The sequence below is a fragment of the Pseudomonas sp. UBA7530 genome (assembly GCF_002479365.1).
Classification (GTDB): Bacteria; Pseudomonadota; Gammaproteobacteria; order Pseudomonadales; family Pseudomonadaceae; genus Aquipseudomonas.
Genome location: NZ_DLMS01000006.1, coordinates 207,675 through 234,317, shown reverse-complemented (window position 1 = coordinate 234,317; position 26,643 = coordinate 207,675). Strand labels below are relative to the sequence as shown.

General features: G+C 63.4%; 21 protein-coding genes. 8 read left to right on the top strand and 13 right to left on the bottom strand.

Annotated elements, in window-relative coordinates:
• The first annotated feature begins 17 nt into the window (after positions 1-17).
• Both B2U07_RS11000 and B2U07_RS10995 read left to right on the top strand, forming a co-directional pair.
• A complete protein-coding gene (locus B2U07_RS11000) occupies positions 18-1,385 on the top strand; it encodes a DUF1329 domain-containing protein (RefSeq protein WP_197854946.1) in 1,368 nt (455 codons plus the stop codon).
• A 167-nt stretch (positions 1,386-1,552) separates the two neighbouring features.
• Entirely contained in the window at positions 1,553-4,159 is a 2,607-nt protein-coding gene (locus B2U07_RS10995; protein WP_275547814.1) for a LuxR C-terminal-related transcriptional regulator, read from the top strand.
• A gap of 152 nt (positions 4,160-4,311) precedes the next feature.
• Here the strand turns inward: B2U07_RS10995 and B2U07_RS10990 are convergent, their stop codons facing one another.
• From B2U07_RS10990 to B2U07_RS10975, 4 genes are all read right to left on the bottom strand, one after another.
• Positions 4,312-5,655, bottom strand: a complete 1,344-nt coding sequence (locus tag B2U07_RS10990; protein WP_197854948.1) for a short-chain fatty acid transporter — start codon at positions 5,653-5,655, stop codon at positions 4,312-4,314.
• 262 nt (positions 5,656-5,917) lie between these two features.
• Positions 5,918-7,099 (bottom strand): acetyl-CoA C-acetyltransferase, encoded by a 1,182-nt coding sequence (locus tag B2U07_RS10985; protein WP_275547813.1) that lies wholly within the window; start codon positions 7,097-7,099, stop codon positions 5,918-5,920.
• A 132-nt stretch (positions 7,100-7,231) separates the two neighbouring features.
• Complete coding sequence (locus B2U07_RS10980) at positions 7,232-7,888, bottom strand: CoA transferase subunit B (RefSeq protein ID WP_275547812.1); 657 nt, start codon at positions 7,886-7,888, stop codon at positions 7,232-7,234.
• 11 nt (positions 7,889-7,899) lie between these two features.
• Positions 7,900-8,598: a CoA transferase subunit A gene (locus B2U07_RS10975; protein ID WP_074859308.1), complete on the bottom strand. Its 699-nt coding sequence runs from the start codon at positions 8,596-8,598 to the stop codon at positions 7,900-7,902.
• Positions 8,599-8,704: 106 nt separating this feature from the next.
• On the opposite strand from B2U07_RS10975, the gene B2U07_RS10970 reads away from it, so the two are divergent.
• The 4 genes from B2U07_RS10970 (at position 8,705) to B2U07_RS10955 (ending at position 13,230) form a co-directional block, all read left to right on the top strand.
• Positions 8,705-9,592 carry a LysR family transcriptional regulator gene (locus B2U07_RS10970; protein WP_275547811.1) on the top strand — a complete coding sequence of 296 codons (888 nt, stop codon included), beginning with the start codon at positions 8,705-8,707 and terminating at the stop codon, positions 9,590-9,592.
• 135 nt (positions 9,593-9,727) lie between these two features.
• Entirely contained in the window at positions 9,728-10,969 is a 1,242-nt protein-coding gene (locus B2U07_RS10965; protein WP_275547835.1) for an OprD family porin, read from the top strand.
• 59 nt (positions 10,970-11,028) lie between these two features.
• Positions 11,029-12,618 carry an argininosuccinate lyase gene (locus tag B2U07_RS10960; protein ID WP_275547810.1) on the top strand — a complete coding sequence of 530 codons (1,590 nt, stop codon included), beginning with the start codon at positions 11,029-11,031 and terminating at the stop codon, positions 12,616-12,618.
• 141 nt (positions 12,619-12,759) lie between these two features.
• Positions 12,760-13,230: a hypothetical protein gene (locus B2U07_RS10955; RefSeq protein ID WP_275547809.1), complete on the top strand. Its 471-nt coding sequence runs from the start codon at positions 12,760-12,762 to the stop codon at positions 13,228-13,230.
• Here the strand turns inward: B2U07_RS10955 and B2U07_RS10950 are convergent.
• The gene (locus B2U07_RS10950) at positions 13,217-14,467 is read right to left on the bottom strand and encodes a cation:dicarboxylate symporter family transporter (RefSeq protein ID WP_275547808.1); all 1,251 of its coding nucleotides are present in this window, start codon (positions 14,465-14,467) and stop codon (positions 13,217-13,219) included. The two genes, B2U07_RS10955 and B2U07_RS10950, sit on opposite strands and share 14 nt — an antisense overlap.
• Positions 14,468-14,597: 130 nt before the next feature.
• Between B2U07_RS10950 and B2U07_RS10945 the strand changes: the two genes are divergently transcribed.
• Positions 14,598-15,515 carry a LysR family transcriptional regulator gene (locus B2U07_RS10945; RefSeq protein WP_275547807.1) on the top strand — a complete coding sequence of 306 codons (918 nt, stop codon included), beginning with the start codon at positions 14,598-14,600 and terminating at the stop codon, positions 15,513-15,515.
• A 4-nt stretch (positions 15,516-15,519) separates the two neighbouring features.
• Here B2U07_RS10945 and B2U07_RS10940 read toward each other — a convergent pair whose 3' ends face one another.
• From B2U07_RS10940 to B2U07_RS10920, 5 genes are all read right to left on the bottom strand, one after another.
• Positions 15,520-16,122 carry a nucleotidyltransferase family protein gene (locus B2U07_RS10940; protein ID WP_275547806.1) on the bottom strand — a complete coding sequence of 201 codons (603 nt, stop codon included), beginning with the start codon at positions 16,120-16,122 and terminating at the stop codon, positions 15,520-15,522.
• A gap of 2 nt (positions 16,123-16,124) precedes the next feature.
• Positions 16,125-18,323, bottom strand: a complete 2,199-nt coding sequence (locus B2U07_RS10935; protein WP_275547805.1) for an OsmC domain/YcaO domain-containing protein — start codon at positions 18,321-18,323, stop codon at positions 16,125-16,127.
• 243 nt (positions 18,324-18,566) lie between these two features.
• On the bottom strand, positions 18,567-20,996 hold the full coding sequence (locus B2U07_RS10930; RefSeq protein ID WP_296276898.1) for a TonB-dependent siderophore receptor: 2,430 nt from the start codon (positions 20,994-20,996) through the stop codon (positions 18,567-18,569).
• A gap of 95 nt (positions 20,997-21,091) precedes the next feature.
• The gene (locus tag B2U07_RS10925) at positions 21,092-22,057 is read right to left on the bottom strand and encodes a FecR domain-containing protein (protein ID WP_275547803.1); all 966 of its coding nucleotides are present in this window, start codon (positions 22,055-22,057) and stop codon (positions 21,092-21,094) included.
• A 6-nt stretch (positions 22,058-22,063) separates the two neighbouring features.
• Positions 22,064-22,582, bottom strand: a complete 519-nt coding sequence (locus B2U07_RS10920; protein ID WP_275547802.1) for a sigma-70 family RNA polymerase sigma factor — start codon at positions 22,580-22,582, stop codon at positions 22,064-22,066.
• Positions 22,583-22,746: 164 nt separating this feature from the next.
• On the opposite strand from B2U07_RS10920, the gene B2U07_RS10915 reads away from it, so the two are divergent.
• Positions 22,747-22,938, top strand: coding sequence for a hypothetical protein (locus B2U07_RS10915; RefSeq protein WP_275547801.1), 192 nt, complete (start codon positions 22,747-22,749; stop codon positions 22,936-22,938).
• A 47-nt stretch (positions 22,939-22,985) separates the two neighbouring features.
• Here the strand turns inward: B2U07_RS10915 and B2U07_RS10910 are convergent, their stop codons facing one another.
• The 3 genes from B2U07_RS10910 to B2U07_RS10900 all read right to left on the bottom strand — a co-directional run bounded on the left by B2U07_RS10910 (position 22,986) and on the right by B2U07_RS10900 (position 26,405).
• Positions 22,986-24,023 carry an AraC family transcriptional regulator ligand-binding domain-containing protein gene (locus tag B2U07_RS10910; RefSeq protein WP_275547800.1) on the bottom strand — a complete coding sequence of 346 codons (1,038 nt, stop codon included), beginning with the start codon at positions 24,021-24,023 and terminating at the stop codon, positions 22,986-22,988.
• Positions 24,020-24,934, bottom strand: coding sequence for a GGDEF domain-containing protein (locus B2U07_RS10905; protein WP_197854971.1), 915 nt, complete (start codon positions 24,932-24,934; stop codon positions 24,020-24,022). The genes B2U07_RS10910 and B2U07_RS10905 overlap by 4 nt, the downstream gene beginning before the upstream one ends.
• A 70-nt stretch (positions 24,935-25,004) precedes the next feature.
• Positions 25,005-26,405, bottom strand: coding sequence for a purple acid phosphatase family protein (locus tag B2U07_RS10900; RefSeq protein ID WP_275547799.1), 1,401 nt, complete (start codon positions 26,403-26,405; stop codon positions 25,005-25,007).
• Positions 26,406-26,643: the final 238 nt, after the last annotated feature.

Here is a 26,643-nt window from a genome sequence, read left to right as displayed (position 1 = left end):
TCAGTTGAGGAATGCAGATGAATACAACCCTGAAGATGCTCGGCGCACTTTCCCTGAGCCTGCTGGCCAGCGGTGTGCTGGCCGCGGTCGGCGAACAGGAAGCGGCCAAGCTCGGTAACAGCCTGACCCCGCTGGGTGCAGAGATGGCCGGCAATGCTGCCGGCACCATCCCGGCCTGGACGGGCGGCCTGGCCAGCGATGCCGGTCAGGTCGATGCGCGTGGTTTTCTCAGTGACCCGTTCGCCAACGAGCAGCCGCTGTTCACCATCACCGCGCAGAACCTGGACCAGTACCGTGACCGCCTCACTGCGGGGCAACTGGCGATGTTCCAGCGCTATCCGGAAAGCTACCGCATGGCGGTATACCCGACCCACCGCAGCGCCGCAGTGCCGGACAACATCTATGCCGCGGCCAAGACCAGTGCGCTGAACACCGGGTTGGTGGAAGGCGGCAACGGATTGACCAACTTCGGTCAGAGCCGTTACTACGCGTTCCCGATTCCGCAGAACGGCCTGGAAGTGGTGTGGAACCACATCACTCGCTATCGCGGCGGTAACCTGCGCCGCAGCATCGTCCAGGCATCGCCACAGGCCAATGGCTCCTACACGCTGGTCAACTTCGAGGATGAGGTCGCCTTCCCGGACAACATTCCCGATATCGACCCGGCCAAGGCGGAAAACACCCTGCTGCTGTTCAAGCAGCGGGTCACCGCGCCGCCGCGCCTGGCGGGCAACGTGCTGCTGGTGCACGATTCGTTGGATCAGGTGCGCGAGCCGCGCATGGCCTGGATCTACAACGCCGGCCAGCGTCGCGTGCGGCGTGCCCCGCAGGTGGCGTACGACGGTCCGGGGACTGCCGCCGATGGTCTGCGCACCACCGACAACTTCGACATGTTCAGCGGCGCCCCGGATCGTTACGACTGGAAGCTGGTGGGCAAGCGCGAGGCGTTCATCCCGTACAACAACTACCGCCTGGCCTCGCCGCAGGTGAAGTACAGCGACATTCTCAAGGCTGGCCATATCAACCAGGATCTGGCCCGTTACGAGTTGCACCGCGTCTGGGAAATCGAGGCCACGCTGAAGAGCGGCGAGCGCAACATCTACGCCAAGCGGCGCTTCTACGTGGATGAGGATTCCTGGCAGATCGCCCTGTCCGAGCATTACGACGGCCGCGGTCAGATGTGGCGTGTCGGTGAGGCGCTGCTGTTCCAGCAGTACGACAAGAAGGTGCCGGTATACGCGCTCGAAGCGCTGTATGACGTGATCGCCGGACGCTATATCGCGATCGGCATGGCCAATGAGGAGAAGACGGCGGTGCAGTACGGCACCAAAGCCTCGGCCAAGGACTTCACCCCGGCTGCACTGCGTAACGCTGGCGTGCGCTGACCGGGTCGCTCCAAGCAAGCCGGTGTCGCCTCGCGCGTCGCCGGCTTTTTTGTGCCTGCCTCTTTCTCGTGAATTTCGCACCATAAGCGCCAGGGGGTAGTCGTGCCTGGTGAGCGGCGTACCATCGTCGGGTGGTTCAACAATGACAAGCAGAGAGAACCGCTGCCATGCCGACCCTCGCCATCGCCCGCACGAGCGCGCTGCAAGTGCAACCTGTCGATCTACCGCGGCTGCCACCGTGCGTCGTTTCCCGTCCCGCCCTGCTGCAACGTCTGCTCGCCAGTCAGGCGCGTTTGCGCCTGCTGTGTGCGCCCGCCGGCACCGGCAAGAGCGTGCTGCTGGGCCAGTGCGCGCGACACACGCCCGCCGCCATCGAGCGGGTCTGGCTCGATCTTGCCGGGCGCAGCCTGAGCCCGGCGCAGCTGTGCAAGCGACTGGCGGCAGCCATGCAGCTGCCGGGCGAGGATACCGGTGAAGCAGAACTGATCGAACGGCTGCATGCGCGCGCGGGGCGCTTGTGGATCTTTATCGACGACTATCCGCGGCAGGCCGACGAGGCGCTCGATGCCTGCCTCGATCGGTTGTTCGCTGCAGCGCCGGCGCAAGTCACCTGGTGGGTCGCCAGCCGCCGTACGCCAGCCTGGAACCTGCCGCGTCTGCTGCTGCAGGGCGATTTGCTGGAACTCAAGGGCGAAGAGCTGGCGCTGGATGAGGCGGGGCTGAGCGAATTGTTGGCCACGCTGCAGATCGAGTTGGTCGATGATCTCCGTCAGGCGCTGCTCGCGCGCAGTGAAGGCTGGCTGGCGGCGATTCGTCTGCTGCTGCTCGATGCCGGTGAAGACGCGCTGCGTCAACGTCTGCAGGATGGCTGCCCGGTGCTTTGTGACTACGTGCAGCGGGAGGTGCTGGACGATCTTGACGATGAACTGCGCAGCGACCTGCATGCGCTGGCCCTGCTGCCACGCTTTTCCCGGTCGCTGTGCGAGCACCTGCTCGAAGGCCGCGGTGCCTTGTTGCTGAGCGAATTGCAACGGCGTCAGTTATTCGTGCGCAGCCTGGACAGCAGCGGTACCTGGTTCCGTCTGTGGCGTCCTCTGGCCGAGGTGCTGTGGCGCCTGCCGGGTGCTCCGTTGCCAGCCTCGATCCATGTGCGCGCCTGCCAATGGTTCGCTCAGCACGGTGAGATTCGTGAGGCCGTCGAACATGCTCTGCAGGCCGGGCAGGTCGAGGTTGCGGTCAACTATCTGCAGCGTTTCGACCAGGAGCAGTTGCTGCAGGGGCATTCGGTGGCGCAACTGCTGCAATGGCGCGAAGAGCTGCCGGATTGGTTGTTCGCCAGTTCGCCGCGGCTGATCGTGCTACAGGCTTGGGCCTTGATCATCTGCGCCCGTTTCGACGACGCCAGTGCCTGCATTCAGGGGTTGGCGCATTTCATGCCGCAACCCGATGCGCAGCGTCAGCGCAAACTGATCGCGCACTGGCAGGCATTGATGGGCGTACTGGCGCGGCAGTGCGGCCGCCGTGATGCTCGGCTGCACTGTCAGGAGGCCCTGCAGATGCTGGATGAGGGCAGTTGGTCGCAACGTGTGCTGTGCTATCAGGCGCTGGCGCAGCAGCATATGGCCGAGCATGCGCTGGAGCAGGCCAAGCAGGCGCTGGATCAGGGCCTGCATCTGGCGCGCTTGCGTGGCAGTCTGATCTTCGAAGCCCTGCTCAATACCGATCACTGCCTGCTGTTGCAGATGCGTGGCGAGGCCGGGCGCGCGGCCCAGCTGGCCGAGCAGTCGCTGGCGCTGTTGCGCGAACGTTTCAACCATAGCCCGGTGGTCGCCCGCCTGTTGCTGGTTCGGGCCAGCCTGCTGGCGCGCCAGGGCCTGGACGAGGCGGCGCAGCAGGCGTATCGCCAGGGGCTGCAGGAAGCCGAACATTGCGAGGATGCCTACATCATTTCCGGCTACCTGGGGCTGCTGGAGCTGGCCGAGAGTCGGGGGGAACTCGACGAGGCGCACCAGTGGCTGCAGAAGGCCGAGCGCGTCATGCAGTGGTCGCACGTGCCGGAAGTGCGTTACCGCTGCGTGCTGCAATTGCAGGCAGGGCGTCTGCTGTTGCGTCAGGGGCAGACCGGGCGGGCGCGCGAGTTGTTCGCCCAGACCCTGCAGCAACTGCAGCAGCGCCAGCAACTGGCCCCTTCCGAGTTTTACGACCTGCTGCCGCGCTTGCGCCACTGCCTGGCGATCAGCGACCTGCTGCTCGGTCATCAGGCGGCTGCCGAGCATGCGTTGCGCCTGTTACTGGATGAAAGCCAGCTCGCCGGGCATCGCAGCCTGACCTGTGAATGTCGGGTCAGCCTGGCCGAGGCGCTGCTCGTGCAGGGTCAGGACGAACAGGCCGATGAGCTGCTTCACCAGGCGCTTGGCGAGGCGCGACAGCTGCGTCTGCTGCGGCCATTGCAGGAGTTGCAACAGCGTCAGCCGCAGTGGTTGGAACGCATGTTGCCGGGAGAGGTTGGGCAAAGCCTGCATCAGCGCTTGTTCGAGCCGGCTTCGGCCCTTGACGAGCCCGCCAGCGCCGGAACCGCCCTGCTCAGCTCGCGCGAGCTGGCCGTGCTGCAATTGATCGCGCAGGGTTTTTCCAATCAGGAAATCGCCGATCGCCTGTTCATCTCGCTGCACACGGTCAAGACCCATGCACGGCGGATCAACGTCAAGCTCGGTGTGCAAAGACGCACCCAGGCGGTGGCGATGGCCAAGGCGCAGGGGCTGATGGGGGATTAAGTTAGGCACAGCCTGCTGCGCGTCGGCGCTGCTGCGTTAGAAGCAGGCTCACAATGCTCATGTACAAAAGTACACTCCGCTTGCTCGCCTGCCTCTGCCTTGCATCGCTCTAGCTCGCGAGGCCTCACAGTGCGGTGATCGCGAGCGGGGATTCAGCCGAGCAGATAGAACGCCCCGCAGATCACCACGCCCGAGTACAGCAGCATGATCAGGCAGTAGCCCATGATGTCGCGGGCGCCGAGGCCGACGATGCCGAGCAGCGGCAGCGCCCAGAACGGCTGGATCATGTTGGTCCAGGCGTCGCCCCAGGCAATCGCCATGGCCGTGACGGTGGGCGAGACGCCCAGGGCCTGGGCAGCCGGCAGCATGATCGGGCCCTGCACGGCCCACTGGCCGCCACCGGACGGGACGAACACGTTGACCACACCGGCGCTGAGGAAGGCCAGCAGCGGGAAGGTGTCGGCCGAGGACCAGGAGATGAACGCTTCGGTGATCTGCCGGCCGAGGGAGATGCCGTCGGCGTTGGCGCCCATCATCATGCCCATGATCCCGGCGTAGAAGGGGAACAGCAGGACGATGCCGCCGATGCCGCGCACGCTCTCGTCCACTGCGCGCATGTAGCGCTCCGGGGTGCCGTGCATCAGCAGGCCGCTGAACAGGAAGATGGCGATGACCACGTCCAGGCCGAGCACGAAGCCCTTGCTGGCGAAGTGGTTGAACAGGTAGATACCGGCCATGGCCACCAGCGCCAAGCCGAGAATGCGGCTGTCGTCCAGGCGTTGCGCCGGGGTTTCACGGGCCGGCAGTTCGGCGCGTGACTCGACCAGTTTGGCGGCATCGGCGACCTTGGCGCCCTGGCGCGGGTGCATGGCGCGGTTGAGCAGTGGCAGGCCGATCACCAGCAGGGCGACGATGGTCAGATTCAGGGTGCTGAACAGGGTTTCGGTGATGCTTACCGGGTCGCTCAGTACGCCGGCAGTCATGCGCGCCAGGTCCGGGCCGCCAGTGGCCAGGGAGAGCGGCACCGAACCGGCGAGGCCGCCATGCCAGACCAGGAAGCCCGAGTAGGCCGACGCCACCAGCAGCGGGTAGTCGACGCCATCGACCTTGCGCGCCAGGGCGCGGGCGAACACAGCGCCGATCACCAGGCCAAAGCCCCAGTTGACCCAGCAGCCGACCAGCGCCACCAGGGTAACCATGATGATCGCCTGACCCGGTGTGCGCGCCATGCCGGCCAGGCGGTCGAGCTGACGGTTGATGAGCGGTGCGCTGGCCAGGGCATGGCCGGTGACGAAGATCAGCGCCATCTGCATGGCGAAGCCGAGCAGCGTCCAGAAGCCGCCGCTCCAGTGTTGCACCATGGCCGGCAACGACTGGCCGGTGGAGAATATACCGGCGAGCAGCACGCCCAGGGTCAGGAGCGCAGAGAACACGAACGGTGACGGCAGGTACTTCTGTACCAGGCTCACGCTCATGCGGGTGAGGGTGTTGAACATGGATGACGCCTCTTTCTTATGGTTGTGTAAGGGCTAACCGGGCATTCAGAGTTGGCTATGCCTGGGTGTTGCGGTGGATATGACAAAGCTCGGCCGAGACCGAGCTGGGTGGTGGTAGCCCGGATGAAATCCGGGAGGTCCATTTCAGGTTTCCCCGGATTGCGTCCAGGCATACCTCTTTATAAATCGTCGCGGCTAAAGCCCCTCCCACAGGAGCCAGACGGGCAGTGTGGGAGGCGCTTCAGCGGCGATTGTCTGGCGCTCAGGCGCGCTCGATGGCCAGCGCCACACCCTGGCCGCCGCCGATGCACAGCGTGGCCAGACCCTTCTTGGCGTCGCGGCGGATCATCTCGTGCAGCAGGGTCACCAGCACGCGGCAGCCCGAAGCGCCGATGGGATGACCGAGGGCGATGGCGCCGCCGTTGACGTTGACCTTGTCGGCATCCCAGCCCAGCTCCTGACCGACCGACAGCGCCTGGGCGGCGAAGGCCTCGTTGGCTTCGATCAGGTCCAGATCGGCCAGGCTCCAGCCGGCCTTGTCCAGGCAGCGACGGGTGGCCGACACCGGGGCGATGCCCATGATCGCCGGGTCGACGCCGGCGTTGGCGTAGCCGGCAATCTTCGCCAGCACCGGCAGGCCCAGCTCGTGCGCCTTGGCCGCGCTCATCAGCAGCACGGCAGCGGCGCCGTCGTTGAGGCTGGAGGCGTTACCGGCGGTGACGCTGCCGTCCTTCTTGAATGCAGGTTTGAGCTTGGCCAGGGATTCGGCGGTGGTGCCGGCACGCGGTTGCTCGTCACGGGCGAAGGCGACAGGGTCACCCTTACGCTGCGGGATCAGCACCGGGGTAATCTCGGCGTCGAAGCGACCGGCTTCGATAGCGGCCACGGCCTTCTGCTGCGATTCGGCAGCAAAGGCGTCCTGCGCCTCACGGCTGATGCCGTATTTCTCCACCAGGTTCTCGGCGGTAATGCCCATGTGGAAGTCGTTGAAGGCATCCCACAGGCCGTCGACGATCATGCTGTCGAGCATCTGCGCGTGGCCCATGCGCAGGCCGGTGCGGGCCTTGGGCAGCACGTAGGGCGCCAGGCTCATGTTCTCCATGCCGCCGGCGATGATCACCTCGGCATCGCCACAGCGAATGGCCTGGGTAGCCAGGTGTAGAGCTTTGAGACCCGAGCCGCAGACCTTGTTCAGGGTCATAGCCGGCACGGCATGCGGCAGGCCGGCGCGGATAGCGGCCTGGCGTGCGGGGTTCTGGCCGCTACCGGCGGTGAGTACCTGGCCGAGGATGACTTCATCGACCTGGGCGGCGTCGAGGCCGGTTTGTTCGAGCAAGCGCTTGATGACGATGGCGCCGAGCTCCGGCGCGGGAATCTCGGCCAGGCTGCCCTGGAAGCTGCCGATGGCGGTGCGGGTGGCGGCGACGATGACGACGTCTTGCATGGGGAATCCTCTGTGCGCGGTAGGGCGGAAAAAGCTTCGCGGATGAATCCGCTCCTACAGGGTGTAGGACATAGCCAAAAAAACGTTCCGTAGGCGCCGTGCGTGGTGGCGCCTACAGAACGGTAGACAACTTTAGAAGCTCATTTCCGGCACGTGTTCGGGGACGATCAGCTTGCCGGCGGTCTTGGCGACGATTTCCTCGACGCTCACCCCTGGCGCGCGTTCGCGCAGGATGAAGGCGCCGTTTTCGATCTCCAGATAAGCCAGGTCGGTCAGCACCTTGCGGATGCAGCCGCAGCCGGTCAGCGGCAGGCTGCAATGCTCCAGCAGCTTGGACTCACCGTCCTTGGAGGCATGGGTCATGGTGACGATGATGTTGTCGGCGCCGGCCACCAGGTCCATGGCGCCGCCCATGCCCTTGACCAGCTTGCCGGGGATCATCCACGAGGCGATGTTGCCGCGCACGTCCACCTCGAAGGCGCCGAGCACGGTCAGATCGACGTGGCCGCCACGGATCATGGCGAAGGACTGCGACGAGTCGAAGATCGCCGCACCCTTGATCGCGGTGACGGTCTGCTTGCCGGCGTTGATCATGTCGGCGTCCACTTCCTCTTTGGTGGGGAAGGCGCCCATGCCGAGCAGGCCGTTTTCCGACTGCAGCATCACCTGCATACCCTCGGGCACGTAGTTGGCCACCAGGGTCGGGATGCCGATGCCGAGGTTGACGTAGAAGCCGTCCTGCAGCTCGCGGGCCACGCGCTGGGCCATTTGTTCACGGGTAAGAGCCATGGTCTTTCTCCTCAGGCGCGCAGCGTGCGTTTTTCGATGCGTTTCTCGAAGCTGCCGCAGATCAGCCGATCGACATAGATGCCGGGCGTGTGAATCTGCGTCGGGTCGAGTTCACCGGGCTCGACGATCTCCTCGACCTCGACCACGGTGATGCGCCCGGCAGTGGCGACCACTGGGTTGAAATTCTGCGCGGTATGGCGGTAGACCACGTTGCCGAAGTGGTCGGCCTTCCAGCCTTTGACGATGGCGAAGTCGCCGGTGATGGCCGGTTCGAGGATGTAGTGGCGGCCGTTGATCTCGCGCGCTTCCTTGCCTTCGGCGACCGGGGTGCCGTAGCCGGTGGCGGTAAAGAAGGCAGGAATGCCGGCACCGCCGGCGCGCAGCTTCTCGGCCAGTGTGCCCTGCGGGGTGAGCTCGACTTCCAGTTCGCCGGAGAGCAGTTGCTGCTCGAACAGTGCGTTTTCGCCGACATAGGAGGCGATCATCTTGCGGATCTGCCGGTCTTCCAGCAGCACGCCGAGGCCAAAACCGTCGACGCCGCAATTGTTGGACACCACGGTCAGATCGCGCACGCCGCGACGGCGGATCTCGGCGATCAGGTTCTCGGGGATGCCACACAGGCCGAAACCGCCGGCCAGCACGGTCATGCCGTCCTGCAGGCCGTCCAGGGCTTCTGCGTAGCTGCCGACGCGTTTGTCGAGTCCGCTCATTCGAGGCTGCCTCTTTTGTTGTTATCAGGAGTGAGGCCAAGCTTCTGCGCTGTAGCCTTATTTGTTAAGTTTGTTTTTTCTCTTGATTGATCAGGTAAATAAATCAATGACCGTCAAGCAGCTGCGCGCCTTTCTTGCCGTGGCACAGAGCCTGAGCTTCGCCCAGGCCTGCGAGCGCCTGCACCTGTCGCAGCCGGCGCTGAGCCTGGCGATCAAGAACCTGGAGCAATCGCTCGGTGGTCAGTTGCTGGTGCGCACCACCCGCAGCGTGGCGCTGACGCCCGAGGGCGAGACGTTGCTGCCCATCGCCGTGCGCCTGCTGGCCGACTGGGACAACGCCGAGGACCTGCTGCGCCAGCACTTCACCCTGCAGATGGGCAAGGTAGCGGTGGCGGCCATGCCGTCGTTCGCCGGTAATCGCCTGCCGGCGGCGCTGCGCGCCTTTCGCGACGCCTACCCACGGGTCAACGTGGCGGTGCACGATGTGGTCAACGAACAGGTAATGGAGATGGTGCGCGACGGCCGCGTCGAACTGGGCATCGCATTCGAGCCTTTGAGCCTCGACGGCTTGCAGTTCACGCCGCTGTACGAGGATCGCTTCGTCGCGGTGGTGCCGGCAGATAGCGAGCTGGCCGGGTGCGAGGCCTTGAGCTGGGTGGATCTGCTCGACCGGCCTTTTATCACTCTGCAGCGACCCTCGGCGGTGCGCCTGCTGCTGGAAGACAGCGTGATCTCCAGTCACGGCAAGCTGCCGGTGGCGTTTGAGAGTCATCAGTTGGTCACGGTCGGGCGCATGGTCGCCGAAGGCCTCGGCGTCAGCGCGGTACCACAGCTATGCCGGCAGCAGATGGAGGACCTGGGCGCCCGCTGCCTGCCGCTGATCGAGCCGCAGGTGTCGCGCCGGATCGGTCTGCTGCACCTGGCCGGGCATCAGTTGTCCAGCGCGGCGCAGGCGTTGAGCGAAACGCTGATGACGCTCGCCCGCAAGGGTTGAGGTGAAGAAAGAAAGTCATATTCTGTAGATATCAATTCAATACTATTTATATATTTTTAATCTCTATTTGTTGTCTTTAGCATCCCTTTGCCAGTTGCCTGGCCGCTAACAAAAACAATGAATCGAGGCATGAAAATGATACGACCTACCTCGCGCCTGCCCGCGCTTCTCGCCGTGGGCAGCTCCCTTGTCTTGCCCACCGTCGCCAACGCCGCCTTCTTCGAAGACAGTAAAGCTTCGCTCGAGCTACGCAATTTCTACATGAACCATGACTTTCATCAGGACGGTGCCAGTCAGTCCAAGCGAGACGAGTGGGCACAAGGATTTCTGCTCAACTATCAGTCCGGTTTCACCGAGGGGCCGATAGGTTTCGGTGTCGATGCGCTGGGGCTGCTTGGCCTGAAGCTCGACTCCGGCCCCGATCGTCAGGGCACCGGTCTGCTGCCCGTCGGTGATGACAAGGCACCGGATGATTACAGCCAGCTGGGTTTCACCGCCAAGGCGCGTATCTCCAAGAGCACGCTGCATGTCGGTACGTTGATTCCGAAACTGCCGACGGTCCTGCCTAGCGATTCGCGCCTGTTGCCGCAGACTTTTCGTGGCGCACAGCTGCAGTCACGGGAAATCGACGGGCTGACGCTGGACGTCGGTCAACTGACGAAGAACAGCCTGCGCAACTCCAGCGCCAGTGATGACATGCTGGTCGCCGGCAAGGGCATTCGAGGTGGTCAGGCCAGCGATGAGTTCAATTTCGCGGGGGCCAGTTACAAGTGGTCCAAGCACCTAAGCACTGCCTACAACTACGGACACCTGGAGCAGAACTACAAGCAGCACATCGTCAACGTGCGTCATCACCTGCCGATCATGGATGGGCACTCTTTCGACAGCGACATTCGCTATGCCCGCTCCACTCACGATGGCAACAGCAATGTCGACAACACTGCCGTCGGCGCCAAGTTCACCTACAACCTCAACAGCCACTCGCTCGGTGTCGCCTATCAGAAAATGAGTGGCGATACGGGCTTTCCGCACATCGAAGGCACCAACTCCTTCTTGGTCAACTACGTGATGATCTCGGCGGACTTCGCCAGCCCCGAGGAGCGCTCCTGGCAGGTGCGTTACGACTACGATTTTGCCGCGCTGGGCCTGCCGGGCCTGACCTTCATGACGCGCTACATCAGCGGCGACAACTTCGATCGCGCAGGTGGTCGCGAGGGCAAGGAATGGGAACGCAACACCGACATTGCCTATGTCGTGCAGAACGGCCCGCTGAAGAACTTCGGCGTCAAATGGCGTAACGGCACCTACCGCAGCAACGGTGGTAATGACATCGATCAGAACCGCCTGATCTTCAGCTACACCCTGCCGCTGCTCTGACCCTTTTTATGCCCGATACCGGGCCCGCAGTGGCCCGGTACCTTCGCGAGGACTTACATATGAATACCCACAAGACCCTGCTGCAGTTGGCCATCAGTGCCGCGTTGTTCCTGCCGCTGACCACCCAGGCTGCCAACACCGCCGACGTTTCCTGCAACAGCACCGCCGAGTGCGCCGAACAGGCCGCCAGGATCGGTGCGAGCACCGACAAGCGTGCGCTCAAAGGCGGCGCCTACGAAAGTCAGTTCGCCTGGATGAACCGCATCAACAAGGCCTCCATCGTCATGCTCACCGAGGAAGGCATCGTCAGTGCGCCGCAGGGCAAGCGTATCGCCAGCGGCGTGCAGCATGTCATCGACCAGGCCGGGCAGCCCGATGGCAGGCGTCCAAGTGACGTGCTGCAGGTCGAGAAAATCATGATCGACAAGATCGGCCCAGAGGCGTCGCTGATCCATTCCGGGCGTAGTCGGCAGGACATGTACGCGACCTACCGCCTGGCAGTGCTGCGTGCTCAGGTGCTGGATTTCAGTGATGGTCTCAACAGTGTGCGTGAGCGTCTGCTGAAGCTCGCCGCCGACAATGTCGATACGCTGATTCCCGCTTATACCAACGGTGTGCAGGCCATGCCGATCAGCTACGCGCACTACCTGCTGGCGTTCGAGGCGGCTTTCCAACGTGACGCTCAGCGTATTCACGAACTCTACGGGCGTCTCAATCTCAGCCCAATGGGCACGGCGGTGTTGGCCAACTCGGGCTGGCCGCTCAATCGAGAGCGCCTGGCGAGCTTGCTCGGTTTCGATGGTGTACGCGAGAACTCGCTGGACTCCAGCCAGGTCTCGACCTTCGATATCCCGCTGGAGGCTGCCGGTATCGCATCCTCGTCGGCGATTCGTGTGGGCGCGCTGATCGGCGACATTCATACCCAATATCACCAAACCCGACCCTGGCTGCTGCTCGAGGAGGGCTCTACCTATACCAGCAGCGCCATGCCGCAGAAGCGTAACCCGGGCCTGCTGATGCGCACCCGGGAGTCGGCATCCAACGTCGTCGGGCTGGCCGGTGCCACGTCGATCCGTGCGCATAACGTCACCACCGGCATGACCGACTACAAGATCGCATTCGACGAGCTCGGTTTGTTCGAGTCGGCTACGCAGATGTTCAAGCGTCTGGACTCGGTGCTCGATGCCCTGGTGATCAATCCCGAGCGCGCCATGGAAGAACTGGATAACGACTGGACCACGTCGATGGAGCTGGCCGATACCCTCGAACGTGAGCATAAGGTGCCGTTTCGCATAGGGCACAGTTTCGCCTCCATGATCGTCGGGCAGGCGCGTAAGGAAGGCTTGCTGCCGAAGAACTTCCCATACGCGGATGCCCAGGCGCTGTTCGCCAAGGCGGCGCAGAAATATAAGTGGCAGGAGCAGCAGTTGCCACTGAGCGAGTCCGCGTTCCGCGCTACGCTGTCGCCACGCGCCATGGTGGAAACCCGCAAGGGCACGGGGGGGCCGCAACCGGCTGAGGTCAAGCGCATGCTGGCGGCTGCGCAGAAAACCTTGAAGGCCGATCAGGGCTGGATGGGTGAGCATCGCCAGAAGCTGGTCGAGGCAGAGCAGCGTCTGGACAAGGCGTTTGATCGTCTCGCCCGCTGATCGTCTCGGCCCGTGCGCAGGCGTCATCTGCTCCGGCTGGCCGCGCTGCTATCGATGTTCGGTAGCGGCGCCTTGACATGTTCGGGTTTTCTAGGGGCGCGCAGCCCGGTGGATACCAGGGGCAAGCTGACGACGCAGTTCATGCGTCTGGTCGTCGATGATACAGCCTTCGCCATTCTGGTAAGGGCCAGCGCAGACCTCTACAACTTACCAACTGGTTTGAGCCGGGCGGTCATCCTCTTCGGCGCAGACCTCGACGAAAGGCCCTACCAGGTTGAAGGAGCGCTGGTGATTACGCCTGTCTTTCTTGAGCCTGGTGACCCCAGGATACAGCCCGACATGCCTGTATGGCAGGTGGGTGATTGGGCCAGAGGGGAACGATCCGGATTCGCTCTGAAAGGTGTTTGCGCGCTAGCGGTTGTCGATGGTTTGTTACGCTATCTCACGCATCATCCGGCTTTTGCCGATTTGCAGGGTGTCGAGCTGGTCGGCCACGGTCTCGGGGCCGAACTGCTACGGCGACATGCTGCACGCGGTGCCGGAAATCCAGGTCGATTCAGGCTGCGCTATCGACTACAACGGCCAGCCGTGCAGGCCGTCACTCCTCGTTGAGCCTCAGGGCGCCTCGCTGCGGGCGATGTTGACCCAGTACGCGCCGAGCTTGCTCGACATCCAGCGCATCGTGGCATTTGCTGATGAACAGACAGGCCACACAATTGCCCAGAACATTCGTCAGCGAACGACATTTCATCAAACGTTCGACGCCAACGAGGATACCCAGCAGCTCCATGGGGGCGAACTGCAGAGCACTGAGTGTGGCGGTCAGAATGACGAAGGCTGATCCGGCGACGCTAGTCGCTCCCAACGAGGTGAATAGACTGACGAGCAGGAGCAGCAAGAGTTGCTGAGCGCTCAGGTCGGTTCCCGCCATCTGTGCGAGAAACACCATGGCCACGCTCAGGTAGAGATTCGAACCGTTGAGGTTGAAGCTGTAGCCGCCTGTCAGCACCAGGCGTGCGACATGACTATTACATCCGGCCGCTTCGAGCTTCTCGAGCAGTTTCGGTAAAGCTGCTACCGATGAACCGGTGGCAGCGACCAGCAGCAGCGCTTCTTTGACATGGAGGATCAGGCGCCACAAGCGCAACCTGAGCAGGCGCAGGGCGAAACCCAGTACCAGGGTGATATATACGAGACTGGCCAGGTAGAGGGTAGCAATGAACTTCAGCAGCGGAATGGCGGCCGTCATGCCGTACTTGCCAATGGTGAAGGCGATGGCAGCGAATGCGGCCAGCGGAGCGAAGCGCACGATGCCTCGCATCAGCCTGAATATCATCGAGACGCCCTGATCCAGGCGTTGCTGCAATGCTGTGCCTGCCTGGCCCGAAAGTCCCAGCAGGTAGCCGCAGACCAGCGCGGCAAGCAGTACCTTGAGAATCAGGCTTTGTTCAAACGTTTGCAGTACCAGGGCGGGCAACTGCGCAATCACGTCCGTACTGGTATGGCTGTCGGCTGCTATTGGTGAGAGGAGGGCGTTATTGCTGCCAGGCTGTAACAGCAACGCCAACAGGATGCCGCAGCTCAGCGACAGCAGGGACATCAACTGCCAGTAGCCCACTGTCTTCAATGCCAGTCTCGCGCTGCCGGGGTGGCCGACGAGCCTGGCGACGCTGGAGCAGAGCAGGATGAACATCACCGGCGGTGTCACCCAGGCAATGATGCCGAGAAACACCTCGCTGAGCGGCTTCATCTGGATTGCCAGAGACGGATTGCAGACACCGAGAATACCACCGAAGAGGACGGCCAAAAGCAGCTGAGCAATACCGGAACGGGCAAGTCGGTGAATCATGACGCTCTGTTTTTGTAATTATGGGTGTCTGCTGTCGTCGCTTCAGCAGAAGGGTCATCCTACCCCATCGGTCGCGCGATTCGGTATCGTTTGGCCCCGCTGTCCACTCTGTCTCACAGTGAGTCATCTCATGGAGCTTCGTCACCTGCGCTACTTCGTCATGGTTGCCGAGGAGCGTCATTTCACTCGCGCGGCTGCACGCCTGAACATTCAGCAACCGCCGCTGAGCCAGCAGATCCGTGCCTTGGAGGCGGAGCTGGGATTCGAGCTGTTCATCCGCCATGCCAAGGGTGTCGATCTGACGGTGGGAGGCGAGGTCTTCCTCAAGGAAGCACGGGACATCCTGCAGCGCGTCCAGCAGGGTGGGCTCAAGGCTGCGCGGGCCGCACAAGGCATCGAAGGCAGCCTGAGGCTGGGGTTCACCAGCTCCGCCGCGTCGCATCCACTAATCCCGAGGATCATCCGGTATTACCGCGAACGCTATCCTGGAGTGGATATCGCGCTGAATGAAGGCAGTGCGAAACTGCTGACCGACAATGTGGTGAACGAGCGAGTCGACGTCGGCATTCTACGCGCCCCCGTGGCCAGTCCGGCATGCGTCACTTATCACCGCCTGCTCAACGAGGAACTGGTACTGGTGCTGCCGGTGGGGCATCGCCTGTTGCATGGCAATGGCGCAGTGTCGCTCAAGGATCTCGCCGATGAACCCTTGATCTTGGTGCGCCGCCCAGGTGCGCCGGGGATGTACGCCAATTTCCTGCAGGCATGCCGCAACGCAGGGTTCGAGCCGCATGTGGCGTTCGAGGTGGAGCGCATGCTGACCAATGTCAGCCTGGTGGCTGCCGGCGCTGGAGTGTCAGTGGTGCCCGCATCGATGCGTGGTTTCCACGAGCACAGCGTGGCGTACCGCTCGATTCGTGATGCCAAACCTCGGTTGGTCGCACCGGTTACCCTGGTTTGCCGTGAGCTGCACCAGTCGCCGCAGGTCGTCAATTTTATCGCCCTGTCCCGAGAGCTAGGCGCTGAGTACCGCAAGGAAGCACACTGAAGGTTCAGTGGGGCGGCAGGTGTTGCCAGTCTTCTCGGGTATCGATGTCCTGCAGCACACCGGGGTCGTCCAACTCGACGAGTTGCACGACCTGAGCGTTGCTTTGCAGTACCGCGCGCGCGCCGGCATCGCCGCTCAAGCTGGTGAGCTGCGGCCAGAAATCGCGTCCGAACAGCACCGGATGACCGCGTTTGCCCTGATAGCTGGGCAGCACGATATTGTTCGCGCAGGAGTGGGTTATCAGGGTTTCCAGGCTATCCCGGCGAATCGACGGCATATCGGCAAGAAAGATCGCCACGGCATCAGCGTTGGATTCAGCCAGTAGACGCTCGGCGCCAGCGGCGAGGCTATGGCCCATGCCCTGGGCGCTAGCCGGGTTTTGCACGACTCGCACTCCCGTTGGCAGGTCCAGTCCTGCTGGCGCTTCGTCCGGGCGCAGCACCAGCCAGACGTCTTCGAGCATCGAGCAGGGCAGAGCCAGGCTGGCCGCCAGCAGCGAGCGCCCGTCGGCCAGTGTTGCACGCCGCTTGTCGCCGCCGAAGCGGCGGCTGTAGCCGGCCGCCAGCATCAGCGCTACGACTCTCTGGATTGGGCGCTCGCTGGTCATGCTCAGTCGGCCAGCCCGGCCGCTTTGGCGCGGGCAGCATGCAGCTTCTTGTAGCTGTCGATCAGGCGCAGGTGCTTGTCCAGGCCTTCGAGCTTCATACTAGTCGGGGTCAGCCCATGGAAGCGCACGCTGCCATCCACCGAGCCGATCACCGCGTCCATGCGCTCGCTACCGAACATGCGCCGCAGGTTGTGCTCGTAGTTGGCCAGCTCCAGCTCGTCGTCCAGCTGGATCTCCAGCACGGCGTTGACCGCCTGGTAGAACAGGCCACGCTCGACGGTGTTGTCGTTGTACTGCAGGAAGGCCTCGACTAGCTCCTTGGCATCGTCGTATTTCTTCAGCGCCAGGTTGATCAAGAGCTTCAGCTCGAGAATGGTCAGCTGGCCCCACACCGTGTTGTCGTCGAACTCGACGCCGATCAACGTGGTGATATCGGTGTAGTCGTCGACCTCGGTGTTGTTCAGGTTACGCAGCAGCGATTTCAGCTCGCGGTCGCTCAGGGCGTGCAGGTTGAGGATGTCCTTGCGAAACAGCAACGCCTTGTTGGTGTTGTCCCAGATCAGGTCCTCGACCGGGTAGATCTCCGAATAGCCCGGCACCAGGATGCGGCAGGCGTTGGCGCCGAGGTCGTCATAGGTGGCGACGTAGACTTCCTTGCCCATGTCTTCGAGGATGCCGAACAGGGTTGCGGCTTCCTGCTCGTTGGAGTCTGCACCCTCGCCGGAGAAGTCCCACTCGACGAATTCGAAGTCCGGCGTGGCGCCGAAGAAGCGCCACGACACCACGCCGCTGGAGTCGATGAAGTGCTCGACGAAGTTGTTCGGCTCGGTCAGCGCCAGGCTGTCGAAGGTCGGCTGCGGCAGGTCGTTGAGGCCCTCGAAGCTGCGGCCCTGTAGCAGTTCGGTGAGGCTGCGCTCCAGCGCCACTTCCAGGCTTGGGTGCGCGCCGAACGAGGCGAACACGCCGCCGGTGCGCGGGTTCATCAGGGTCACGCACATCACCGGAAATTCACCGCCCAGCGAGGCGTCTTTCACCAGCACCGGGAAGCCTTGCTCCTCCAGACCCTGGATGCCGGCGACGATCCCCGGGTACTTGGCCAGCACGTCCTGCGGCACGTCTGGCAGGCACAGCTCGCCCTCGAGGATCTCGCGCTTCACCGCCCGCTCGAAGATCTCCGACAGGCACTGCACCTGGGCCTCGGCCAGGGTATTGCCGGCGCTCATGCCGTTGGACAGGTACAGGTTCTCGATCAGGTTGGACGGGAAATACACCGTCTGGCCATCGCTGCGGCGCACGAAGGGCAGCGAACAGATGCCGCGCAGGGTGTTGCCCGAGTTGGTGTCGTACAGGTGCGAGCCACGCAACTCGCCGTCCGGGTTGTAGATGGCCAGGCAGTACTCGTCGAGAATTTCTTCGGGCAGCGCATCCTTCGGGCCCGGCTTGAACCAGCGTTCGTTCGGGTAGTGGACGAACTCGGCGGCGGCGATGTCCTCCCCCCAGAACTGGTCGTTGTAGAAGAAGTTGCAGTTCAGCCGCTCGATGAACTCGCCCAGCGCCGAGGCCAGGGCGCTTTCCTTGGTCGACCCCTTGCCGTTGGTGAAGCACAGGTTCGACTGCGCATCGCGGATATGCAGCGACCAGACGTTGGGCACGATGTTGCGCCAGGAGGCGATCTCGATCTTCATCCCGAGATCCGCGAGGATGCCCGACATGTTGGCGATGGTCTGCTCCAGCGGCAGGTCCTTGCCCGGGATGTAGGTGGTGGTGTCACTCACCGGCATCAGCAGCGCCTGGGCATCGGCGTCGAGGTTTTCCACCTCCTCGATGATGAACTCCGGCCCCTGCTGCACCACCTTCTTCACCGTGCAGCGGTCGATGGAGCGCAGAATCCCCAGGCGATCCTTCTCGGAGATATCGGCGGGCAGCTCGACCTGGATCTTGAAGATCTGCGCGTAGCGGTTCTCCGGGTCGACGATGTTGTTCTGCGACAGGCGGATGTTCTCGGTGGGGATGTCGCGCGTCTGGCAGTACAGCTTGACGAAGTACGCTGCGCACAGCGCCGAGGAGGCCAGGAAATAGTCGAACGGCCCCGGCGCCGAGCCGTCGCCCTTGTAGCGGATCGGCTGATCGGCGATCACCGTGAAGTCATCGAACTTGGCTTCGAGGCGAAGGTTGTCGAGAAAGTTGACCTTGATTTCCATGAGGGCAGCACCAGCGAGTGAAACGAAATGGCCGCCATTATCCGGGTTTTCGTGCTGGCGTGCTGGATAGGATAAGGCGGGCGCCGTGTCATCAAGTTATCGCCGATTGGCATCGATCGCCTCGTAATCGACGCGGCGTGACCAACGAAAAGCCCCTGAAGAGTCGACTTCAGGGGCTTGTTCACATTTGGGGCCTGAGCGGCTCGAACTGGCAGCTTTGCCCGATCTTGCCGGCTGTGCTCGTTACCAGCGGTAGCTCACCGTGCTCACCACCTGGCGCTCGTCACCGTAGTGACAGGTGGAGGCCCCGCACTGCGCGTAGCGCTTGTCGGTCAGGTTGCTGGCGTTGACGGTCACGGCCCAGTGATCGTCGATCTGGTAGCGCGCCATGGCGTCGAACAGGGTATAGGCCGGCATGGGCGAGTCCATCAGTGAGGCCTGGGTTGTACCCATGTAGCGAGCGCCGGCGCCTATGGTCAGTTGCGGAATACCCCAGTTGACGAAGTCGTAGCTGGTCCACAGGGCGGCCTGGTGGTAGGGCGTATCATCGGTGCGTTGGCCGACTTCTGTGGCAATGGCGCTTTTGGTGGTGCGGGCATCGGTGTAGGCGTAGGAGGCAATGAGGCTTAGCGCTTCGGTCACATCGGCTTTGGCCTCCAGTTCCAGGCCGCGCGAGCGAACCTCGCCGGTCTGTCTCGGATCGTCATTGCTATCGAAGGTCAGCACGTTGGTTTGGGTCAGTTCATAGATGGCTGCACTGAGTAGCAGATTGCTGTCCTTGGGCTGATAGCGCACGCCCACTTCGTATTGCTTGCCTTCGGTGGGGGCGAAGTTTTGGCCAGTGACTTCTGCGACAGAAACAGGGAAGAACGACTCGCTGTAGCTGATATAGGGCGCCAGGCCGTTGTCCGCCAGGTAGACCAGGCCGGCGCGCCAGGTGGTGGCTTCGTCGCTTTGACTGGCCTTGGCATCATTGCGATGCGCCGTCTGCTGTTGGTCAGCCCAGTCGTGGCGGCCACCCAACACTAGAATCCACTTGTCGTCGAACTTGATCTGATCCTGCAGATAGAGACCTTTCTGTCGAGTATCGAGCTGTGATCCACGATCTGCTGCGCGGCTTTTGTCGACGACCACTGGCTGACCGTAGTTATAACGAGTCAGATCCAGGCTTGGAGTATTGGTAGGGGTGCCCCGGAAATTATGTGAGTCATAAGACGTGTCATAGCCATCGAAGCCTACGAGAACTGTGTGTTCGACATTGCCGAGCTGCCATTTCGACTCGATATTGGTGTCACTGGCCCATGTCCGTGCACGTTCGTGGCGGTCACTGTAACGGCGCAACAGTGTGCCGGTGTTTGCAGCAAGGTTGATGGCAGCGGCAGACGGTTGAATTTGCAGGTAGCTCCACTGCACGTCGGTTTCGTAATAACGCAGCTTATGGTTGAGCGTGAAATTTTCGTTGAAGTGGTGTTGAAATTCGTAGCCCAGGGTCGACATCTCGCCGTTCATGTCGTCGTAGTCCGGCTCGCCGATGAAATCGTGGCGACCGATCTTGAACGCGCCGTCACCCACACCCTTGACCAACTGGTAGGGCAGGGGCGCGGGGAAACGCGTATCGGTCTTCTGGTAGAAGGACAGCAGGGTCAGCGATGTGTCTTCGTTGGGTCGCCAGGTCAGCGCCGGAGCGATGTAGAACTTGTCGTCGTTGATATGATCCTGTTGGGTGTCGCTGTTGCGACTGAGCAGGGTCAGGCGATAGCTCAGTGTGTCGCTACCGGCCAACGGGCCGCTGAAGTCTGCAGAGAGTTGCTTGCGGTCGTGGGAACCCGCTTGCAGGTTCAGCTCATGGAAGGGCGTTTCGGTCGGGCGCTTGCTGACGCCGTTGATCATGCCGCCGGGCGAAAGCTGGCCGTAGAGCACCGAGGCAGCGCCACGAATGACCTCGACGCGCTCCAGGCCATAAGGTTCCTGAATGCCGTCGTAGGAGTTGTTCTGCAGGCGCAGGCCGTCGCGCAGCGAGCCGCCGGTGCCGGATTCGACCCCGAAGCCGCGGATGCGGAAGCGGTCCGCGGTGCGGTTGAAAGCGGTCGAGCTGCTGGTGAGCCCTGGCGTGTAACTCAGCGCCTGGCCCAGCGTTTCCGATTGACGGTCGCGGACCTCGTCGCTCGTTACCACCGACAGCGACTGTGGCGTTTCGGTGATTGGCGTGTCGGTCTTGGTAGCGCTCATGTTGCGTTTGGCCACGTATCCAGCCACATATTCGTTGGGGTGTTCCTCGTTGGCGCCGATCACGGTCGTGGCGCTCAGCTCCAGGCTGTCGCTCTGGCGAACCAGGACGTAACCGTTGGTCCCCATGCGGGCTGAGTAGCCGCTGCCTCGCAGCAGGGTGGCGAAGCCTGCGTCGATGTCGTAGCGGCCGTGCAGGCCCGGGCTTTGCAGATCGGCGAGGCGCTGCGGCTCGAACGCCAGCGGCACGCCGGCCTGCTGCGCGAAACGGCTCAGCACCTCCGCCAGGGGGCCGGCTTCGATGTCGTAGTGGGTGTGCGCCTGCTCGGCAGCGTGAGCGGGTGCAGGCATGACGGCAACGGTGCCCAGCAGCCCGGCGAAGGTCAGATGAACGGCCAGGGCAAGGGGCGTGACAGCGTAGCCAAAGGGCGCGGCGGAGGTGCGCATGATCGATAGGATCCCGTGTTTTTTGGTGTCTATCGTCCTTGACGGGCCAGGCGCAAAAGCCGGAACCCGATCATGCGATTTTTTTTGCTGCCGCTTCAGCGGGCGCGGCTGATCACTCTCAGCCATGGGCTGAATTCGCGAACCTGCAGTGGCAGTGCCTCGGCGAGCAGATTCAGGGCACGGTCGCTGTCATCCAGCGGCAGCACCGCGGATACGCGCAGGTCGGCCAGCGCCTCGCGGTCGAATTGCATATGCCCCGGAAACTGCCTGGCCAGTTGATCGAGCACCGCTGGCAGCGGCTGGTCCTTGACCACCAGTTGATGGTGGCGCCAGGCGTCCTCGACGCTGCGGGTGTCCACGGTCGCCGTCAGTTGCACCTCGTTGCGGGTGATGCGCGCCTGCTCGCCGGCATTGACCTCCAGCGCCTGCGGGTTGTCGCCGGCCGTCGCCGCCACGCGCGATTCGAGCATGGTCACCAGGGTCACGCCGTCTGCCCGGGCGACCACGAAGCGGGTGCCCAGCGCACGGATTTCGCCCTGCTCGGTCTCGACGATAAAGGGGCGGCTCGAGTCATGGGCGACGTCGACCAGCACTTCGCCGCGCAGCAGGCGAATGCGTCGCTGCTGACCGTCGTACTGCAGGTCCAGGGCGCTGTTGCCGTTGAGGGTCACCCGCGACTGATCGGCTAGCTCGTGCACCAGCCATTGCGCGGGCTGGGTGCGCAGGTCGGCCAGCAGGTAGCCGGACAGCTCGCTACGCCAGAGCGCCCAGGCCGGCAGCAGCGCCAGCAGCATCAGGGCGGTGGCCGCGCGCTTGCCGCGGTAGCTGCGCTTGCGGCTGGTGAAGGCGGCATCGAGCGCGGCATGCACCGAGGCCTTTTGCGTACGCAGCGCCGACATTTGCCCGATAAAGGCCTGTAGCCGCTCGGCTGCTGCGGCATGACGGGCGTCGCTGCGTTTCCAGGCGTCGAATTCGGCTGCGAGGTTTTCGTCGGCGTCCGGCTCGTTGAGCCGGATCAGCCAGTCGGCGGCTTGCTCGTTGATCGATTCCAGGCTGTTCATGCGCGCTCAGACTTCCAGCGCATTGCTGCAATGCAGCAGTGCCTGCATCAGATGCTTGCGCACCATGCGTTCGGAAATACCCATCTGCACGGCGATCTCGACCTGGCTTTGGCCATCCAGGAAGTACAGCAGGAAGGCCTGGCGCTGTTTGGCGCTGAGCTCTTCCAGGACGAACGCGATCTGCTCCAGGGCTTCGAGCGTGGTGAGAATCTGCTCGGGCGACTGGTAACCCGAAAGGCTTTCGACGGTCAGCGCCAGCTCACGCAGGTAGGCGTCTTCGATCTGTTTGCGGCGTGACTTGTCGATCACCAGGCGGCGCGCTGTCGTCGTCAGAAAGGCACGTGGCTCGCGAATGCTGCCGAGTACCTCGCGCGAAGAAAGAATGCGGGCAAAGGTGTCCTGCGCCAGATCGGCCGCGTTATGGGCGCAACCCAGCTTTCGCCGTAGCCAGGCGAACAGCCAACCGTGATGGTTGCTGTACAGCTCATGGATCGCTTGCTGGAAAGGGGGCTCGGCCGCAGACATGCGCACACTCGCGATGGAGGAGTCGATACTCAAGTTCAATTGAGAATAGTTCGCATAATATCGATTTGCTGGTACGAGTCGCAAGCACCAGAGGTCATCTGCCTGAGTTCGTATTCTGAGGCCTGCTGCGAAGGGAGAGCGGGACTCCAATACAGCGTCATGGCATGCGTGATGCGCCGCTGGCGCAGGATCATCTGCAGGATGCGGTGAGCTTTGAGCGGCTCGGGTTTACCCGCAAGTTGCTGGCTGGTTCAGCGCGCTTTGCACTGCTGCCACGCCTCCGGCTCGAAGGCGGTGTTCATGTCCATGGCAGCCTGCTTCGATTTGCTGGTAACGCTTCACGGCTGTTGCCATGACCAGCCGCAGTGTTTTATCGCTGAGCGTGGCCGTCCGGCTTTGCACCTCAGGCTTTCCCATGCAAAGTGAAGGCGGCCAGGTCGCTGGGCACGCGGCCCGTCCAGCGCTTGAACGAGCGGCGGAAGTTAGTGATGTCGTTGAAGCCCAGTCGCTGCGCTACTTCATCGTTGTTGTAGCCCTTGACCTGGTAGAGGTAGAGCGCAAGATCGCGGCGCGCCAGATCGAGTTGCTCCTGAAAGTGGGTGCCGTGTTTGCCGAGTTTGCGCTTGAGCGTGGCCGGGCTGGTGGCGAAGGCGCTGGCGACCCGTTCCAGGCTGAGCGGCTGGCGGATATGGGCGCTGAGGTGGGCATGCAATTCGTCGAGCAGGCTGTGCTGCCAGCCCCAATTCTGCAATTGCTCATTACAAGCCTGGCGGGCGACCCGCGCGCCTGTGGCGCCACCATTCGGCCAGGGCTGTAGCAGGTGCACGCGGGGCAGGCTCATGACCGTCGAGGGGCGGTCGAAGCTCAGCGTTTCACCGAGGTGTACCCAGTATTGCTCGACGTGGCTCGGCTCGGCATAGGCGAACTGGAAGCGCCAGGGTAGGCGCTCGTTCTGCTGACGACGGGCAAGGGCGACCACCGCGGTCATGCTCGCTTCGAGCAAAAAGGGCAGTCGCTCGGCGGCGCCGCAGCTGTCGCGCCAGTACAGGTGCAGATAGCGGTCGTCCAGGTGCAGCACGGGGGTGAGCAGCGGCGACAGCAGTGCGCGGTAGGTGACCAGATCCTCCAGCGCCTGCAACAGGTGATCGGCCTGCTCCAGCAGATGGCTACCCGCGCCGTAATGGCCCGGCCACAGGCGCTGGCCGAACAGGAAGCTGGTATCCGCTGCATTCAGCAGCTTCTGGGCGTTGGCGATCAGACGCAGAAACTGGCCAGGGCTGATCCGCGCCTGGCCGGTGACGATGTCGTCGTAGAACAGCTCGCAACCGCGCAGCAGGTGATGGCTGTCGATGCCGCGCGAGCGTGCCAGGTCGATCAGTACGGCAGGCAGATGGTGAGCCGCGATGAAGCGGCTGTCGCACTCGTAGCCGGCGCCGCTCATGCGCTGCGCGCCAGGCGAGGTTTGGCGTAGGCCAGCGCGAGATTGAGGCGTTTGAGCAGCTGCGCCTCGTCCTCCTCCAGCGCCATCACTGCGGCCACCGTGGCGCGCAGTTGCAGACGTTCGCCGTGCTGCTGGCTGCGGTGTGCCAGGTTGGCGATGCTCTGGCGCAATTCGCCGGCCATGCTCAGCGCCTGATGCTCGCCCGTGTTTGGCAGCACGGCGACGAAGCGGTCGCCGGCCAGCCGGCAGAGCATGTCCTGCTGGCGCAGGTTGAGCAGCAGCAACTGGGCGACGGCCTGCAGCACCTGGTCGCCCTCGGCCTGACCGTAGCGCTGGTTGACCAGGTTGAAGTCGTCCAAGTCGATGGCCACCAGCGACAGCGGCTGCTGCTCGGTGCGTGCCTGCACCAGGGCCTGCTGCAGGTGCTGGCGCAAGTATTGGGCGCCGGACAGCGGGGTGAGCTTGTCGAACAGGCGGTGGTCGCGCAGGCGCTGCTCGCGCTTGCTCATTTGCTCGTTGATGGCGCGCTGCTCCTGCTGCAGGTGATACATGCCGAGGGTCAGCAACAGCATGCCCACCGGCATGGGCGCGGTTTCCAGCCAGTTGTCCCAGATCGCTTCGGCCGGCAGGCGGATGAATTCGTCCAAACAATCCATCCACATCGAGAAGGCGGTGAAGCACAGCCCCAGTGACAGCAGGCGCGTGACGCGCCCGGCCGGGCGGCCGCGCAGCAGCATGATCAGCCATCCGCAGAGGATCAGACAGGTGCCGCCTTCGCCTGCCACATCCATCCAGTTGATCTCGGCCCATCGCTTGATGTCGCCGGCCGCCAGGTAGACCAGCAGGCCGGCATTGGCGGCCAGGACCAGGCCGGCCAGGGTCATGCCGTGCAGTTTCAGCAACGACTTCATGGGGTTCTCCTTGCGCTGCGCCTATGGGCGCTGCCGAGCATGCCGGGGCAATGTCTCAGAACGATGACGGTCATTTGTCTCGAGCGCTGCACGGCAGGCCATCCGGGCCGCGTTCGGCGGTGCAGAAGCGCTCGGCCTGTTTCTCCAGCTTCGGTTCGTGCAGGTACTTGTTGCCCTTGGCGTCGCGCTGGATGTCGAAGGCGTCGTACAGGCGATCGTCGGCGGTGTAGGTGCGCACGCTGAGGCGGTTCTGTTCCACGGCGATGGTCTGGAACAGCTGGGTGTCTTCGGCGCTGCGGTCGGGCTGGGTGTGGGCGCGGTCGTTGAGGCCGTACATCTTCGAGCCGGTCACCGACACCAGGTACACCGGACCGATGGGCTGGTTGGCCTGTTGCGCCTGGCGGGTGGCATCGCGGCCGGCGGCATGGGTCAGGCGGCTGTAGCAATGATCGTGGCCCTGCAGCACCAGGTCGACCTTGTAGCGTTCGAGCAGCGGTTGCCAGGCGGCCTTCAACTCTTCGGTGTCCTCGGGGCGCGCGCAGGTGTAGATCGGCTGGTGCATGACCACCACGTTCCAGGTCGCCTGGCTGGTCTTCAGGGCGTTTTCCAGCCAGCGGGTCTGGTTCTCGAGGGTGCCGAGGTCGAGCGCCGAGGTGCCGTCCAGCACCACGAAACGCACGCCCTGGTAGTCGCTGACGTAGCTGGTATCGGCCACGCCCTCGGCGCCGTTGCGCGGCAGGGCGAACTGGGCGGGGAAGTGCTCGCCCAGGGTGCGGCTCTCGCTGCCGTCGGCCAGCAGGGTGTCGATGTACTCATGGTTGCCGGCGGCCACCAGTTGCGGGATGGCGGCGTAGGCCCAGCCGCCGGCCTGGTTCCATTCGCCCCATTCGTCGTCATGGGCCAGCTCGTCGCGCGAGGCGACCAAATCACCGGCGTGCACCACCAGTGCCGGGCGGGCGACGCTGCGCAGTGCCTGGCGAATGGTGCGCGAGGCCACGGCGAGAATGTCGTTCTGGGTATCGCCCAGGTAGAGGAAGGTGAACGGCGCGAAGGTCTGCCTGGCGGTGCGGAACTGATGCCATTCGCTCCAGCCGGCGCTGCCCTTGACCCGATAGACATAGGCGGTGTCCGGCGTGAGCTGCTCCAGGCGCACCTGGTGGTAGTTGGAGGGGCCATTTTCGGCGTCCAATCGGCGGGTCTGGCCACTGCGTGGCTGCGCCTTGGCGGTCAACTGCGGGCCGGCCAGCGCCGGGCCGAATTCCAGCTGGGCAGTGCCTTGTTGCAAATCGGTGCGAAAGCTGACGGCCATCTGCGTGGCGGCGTCTGCGCCAGGCGTCAGCACGATGCGGTCGGCCAGGTTACCGGCGGCGTAAGGCTGGCCGGGCGAGTGCGGTACGGGCTGTTGGGCAAAGGCCGGAGAGCAGGTCAGGGCGGTGGCCAGCAACGTGGCCAGCAGCAGGGGGCGATGCATGAGCGGTTTCCTTGGGTAAGGCGGAGGTGCGTTGGGGCGCCAAGGAAACAAAGGCGTATGACGGTTCGGTTACCGGCCGGGGGGTCGATTCGGCTCAGGTGATCGCTGCGCAAACCGGCAAATTTTCAGGCTGATTTAAGCGTCGCCGAGTCAGGCGTTTGTTTGTCGATCCGTAGCCACAGTCCCGCGTGCGGCGCGCCGGCAGCAGAGACTCGCTGCTGCCAGTACCCGTTTCGCG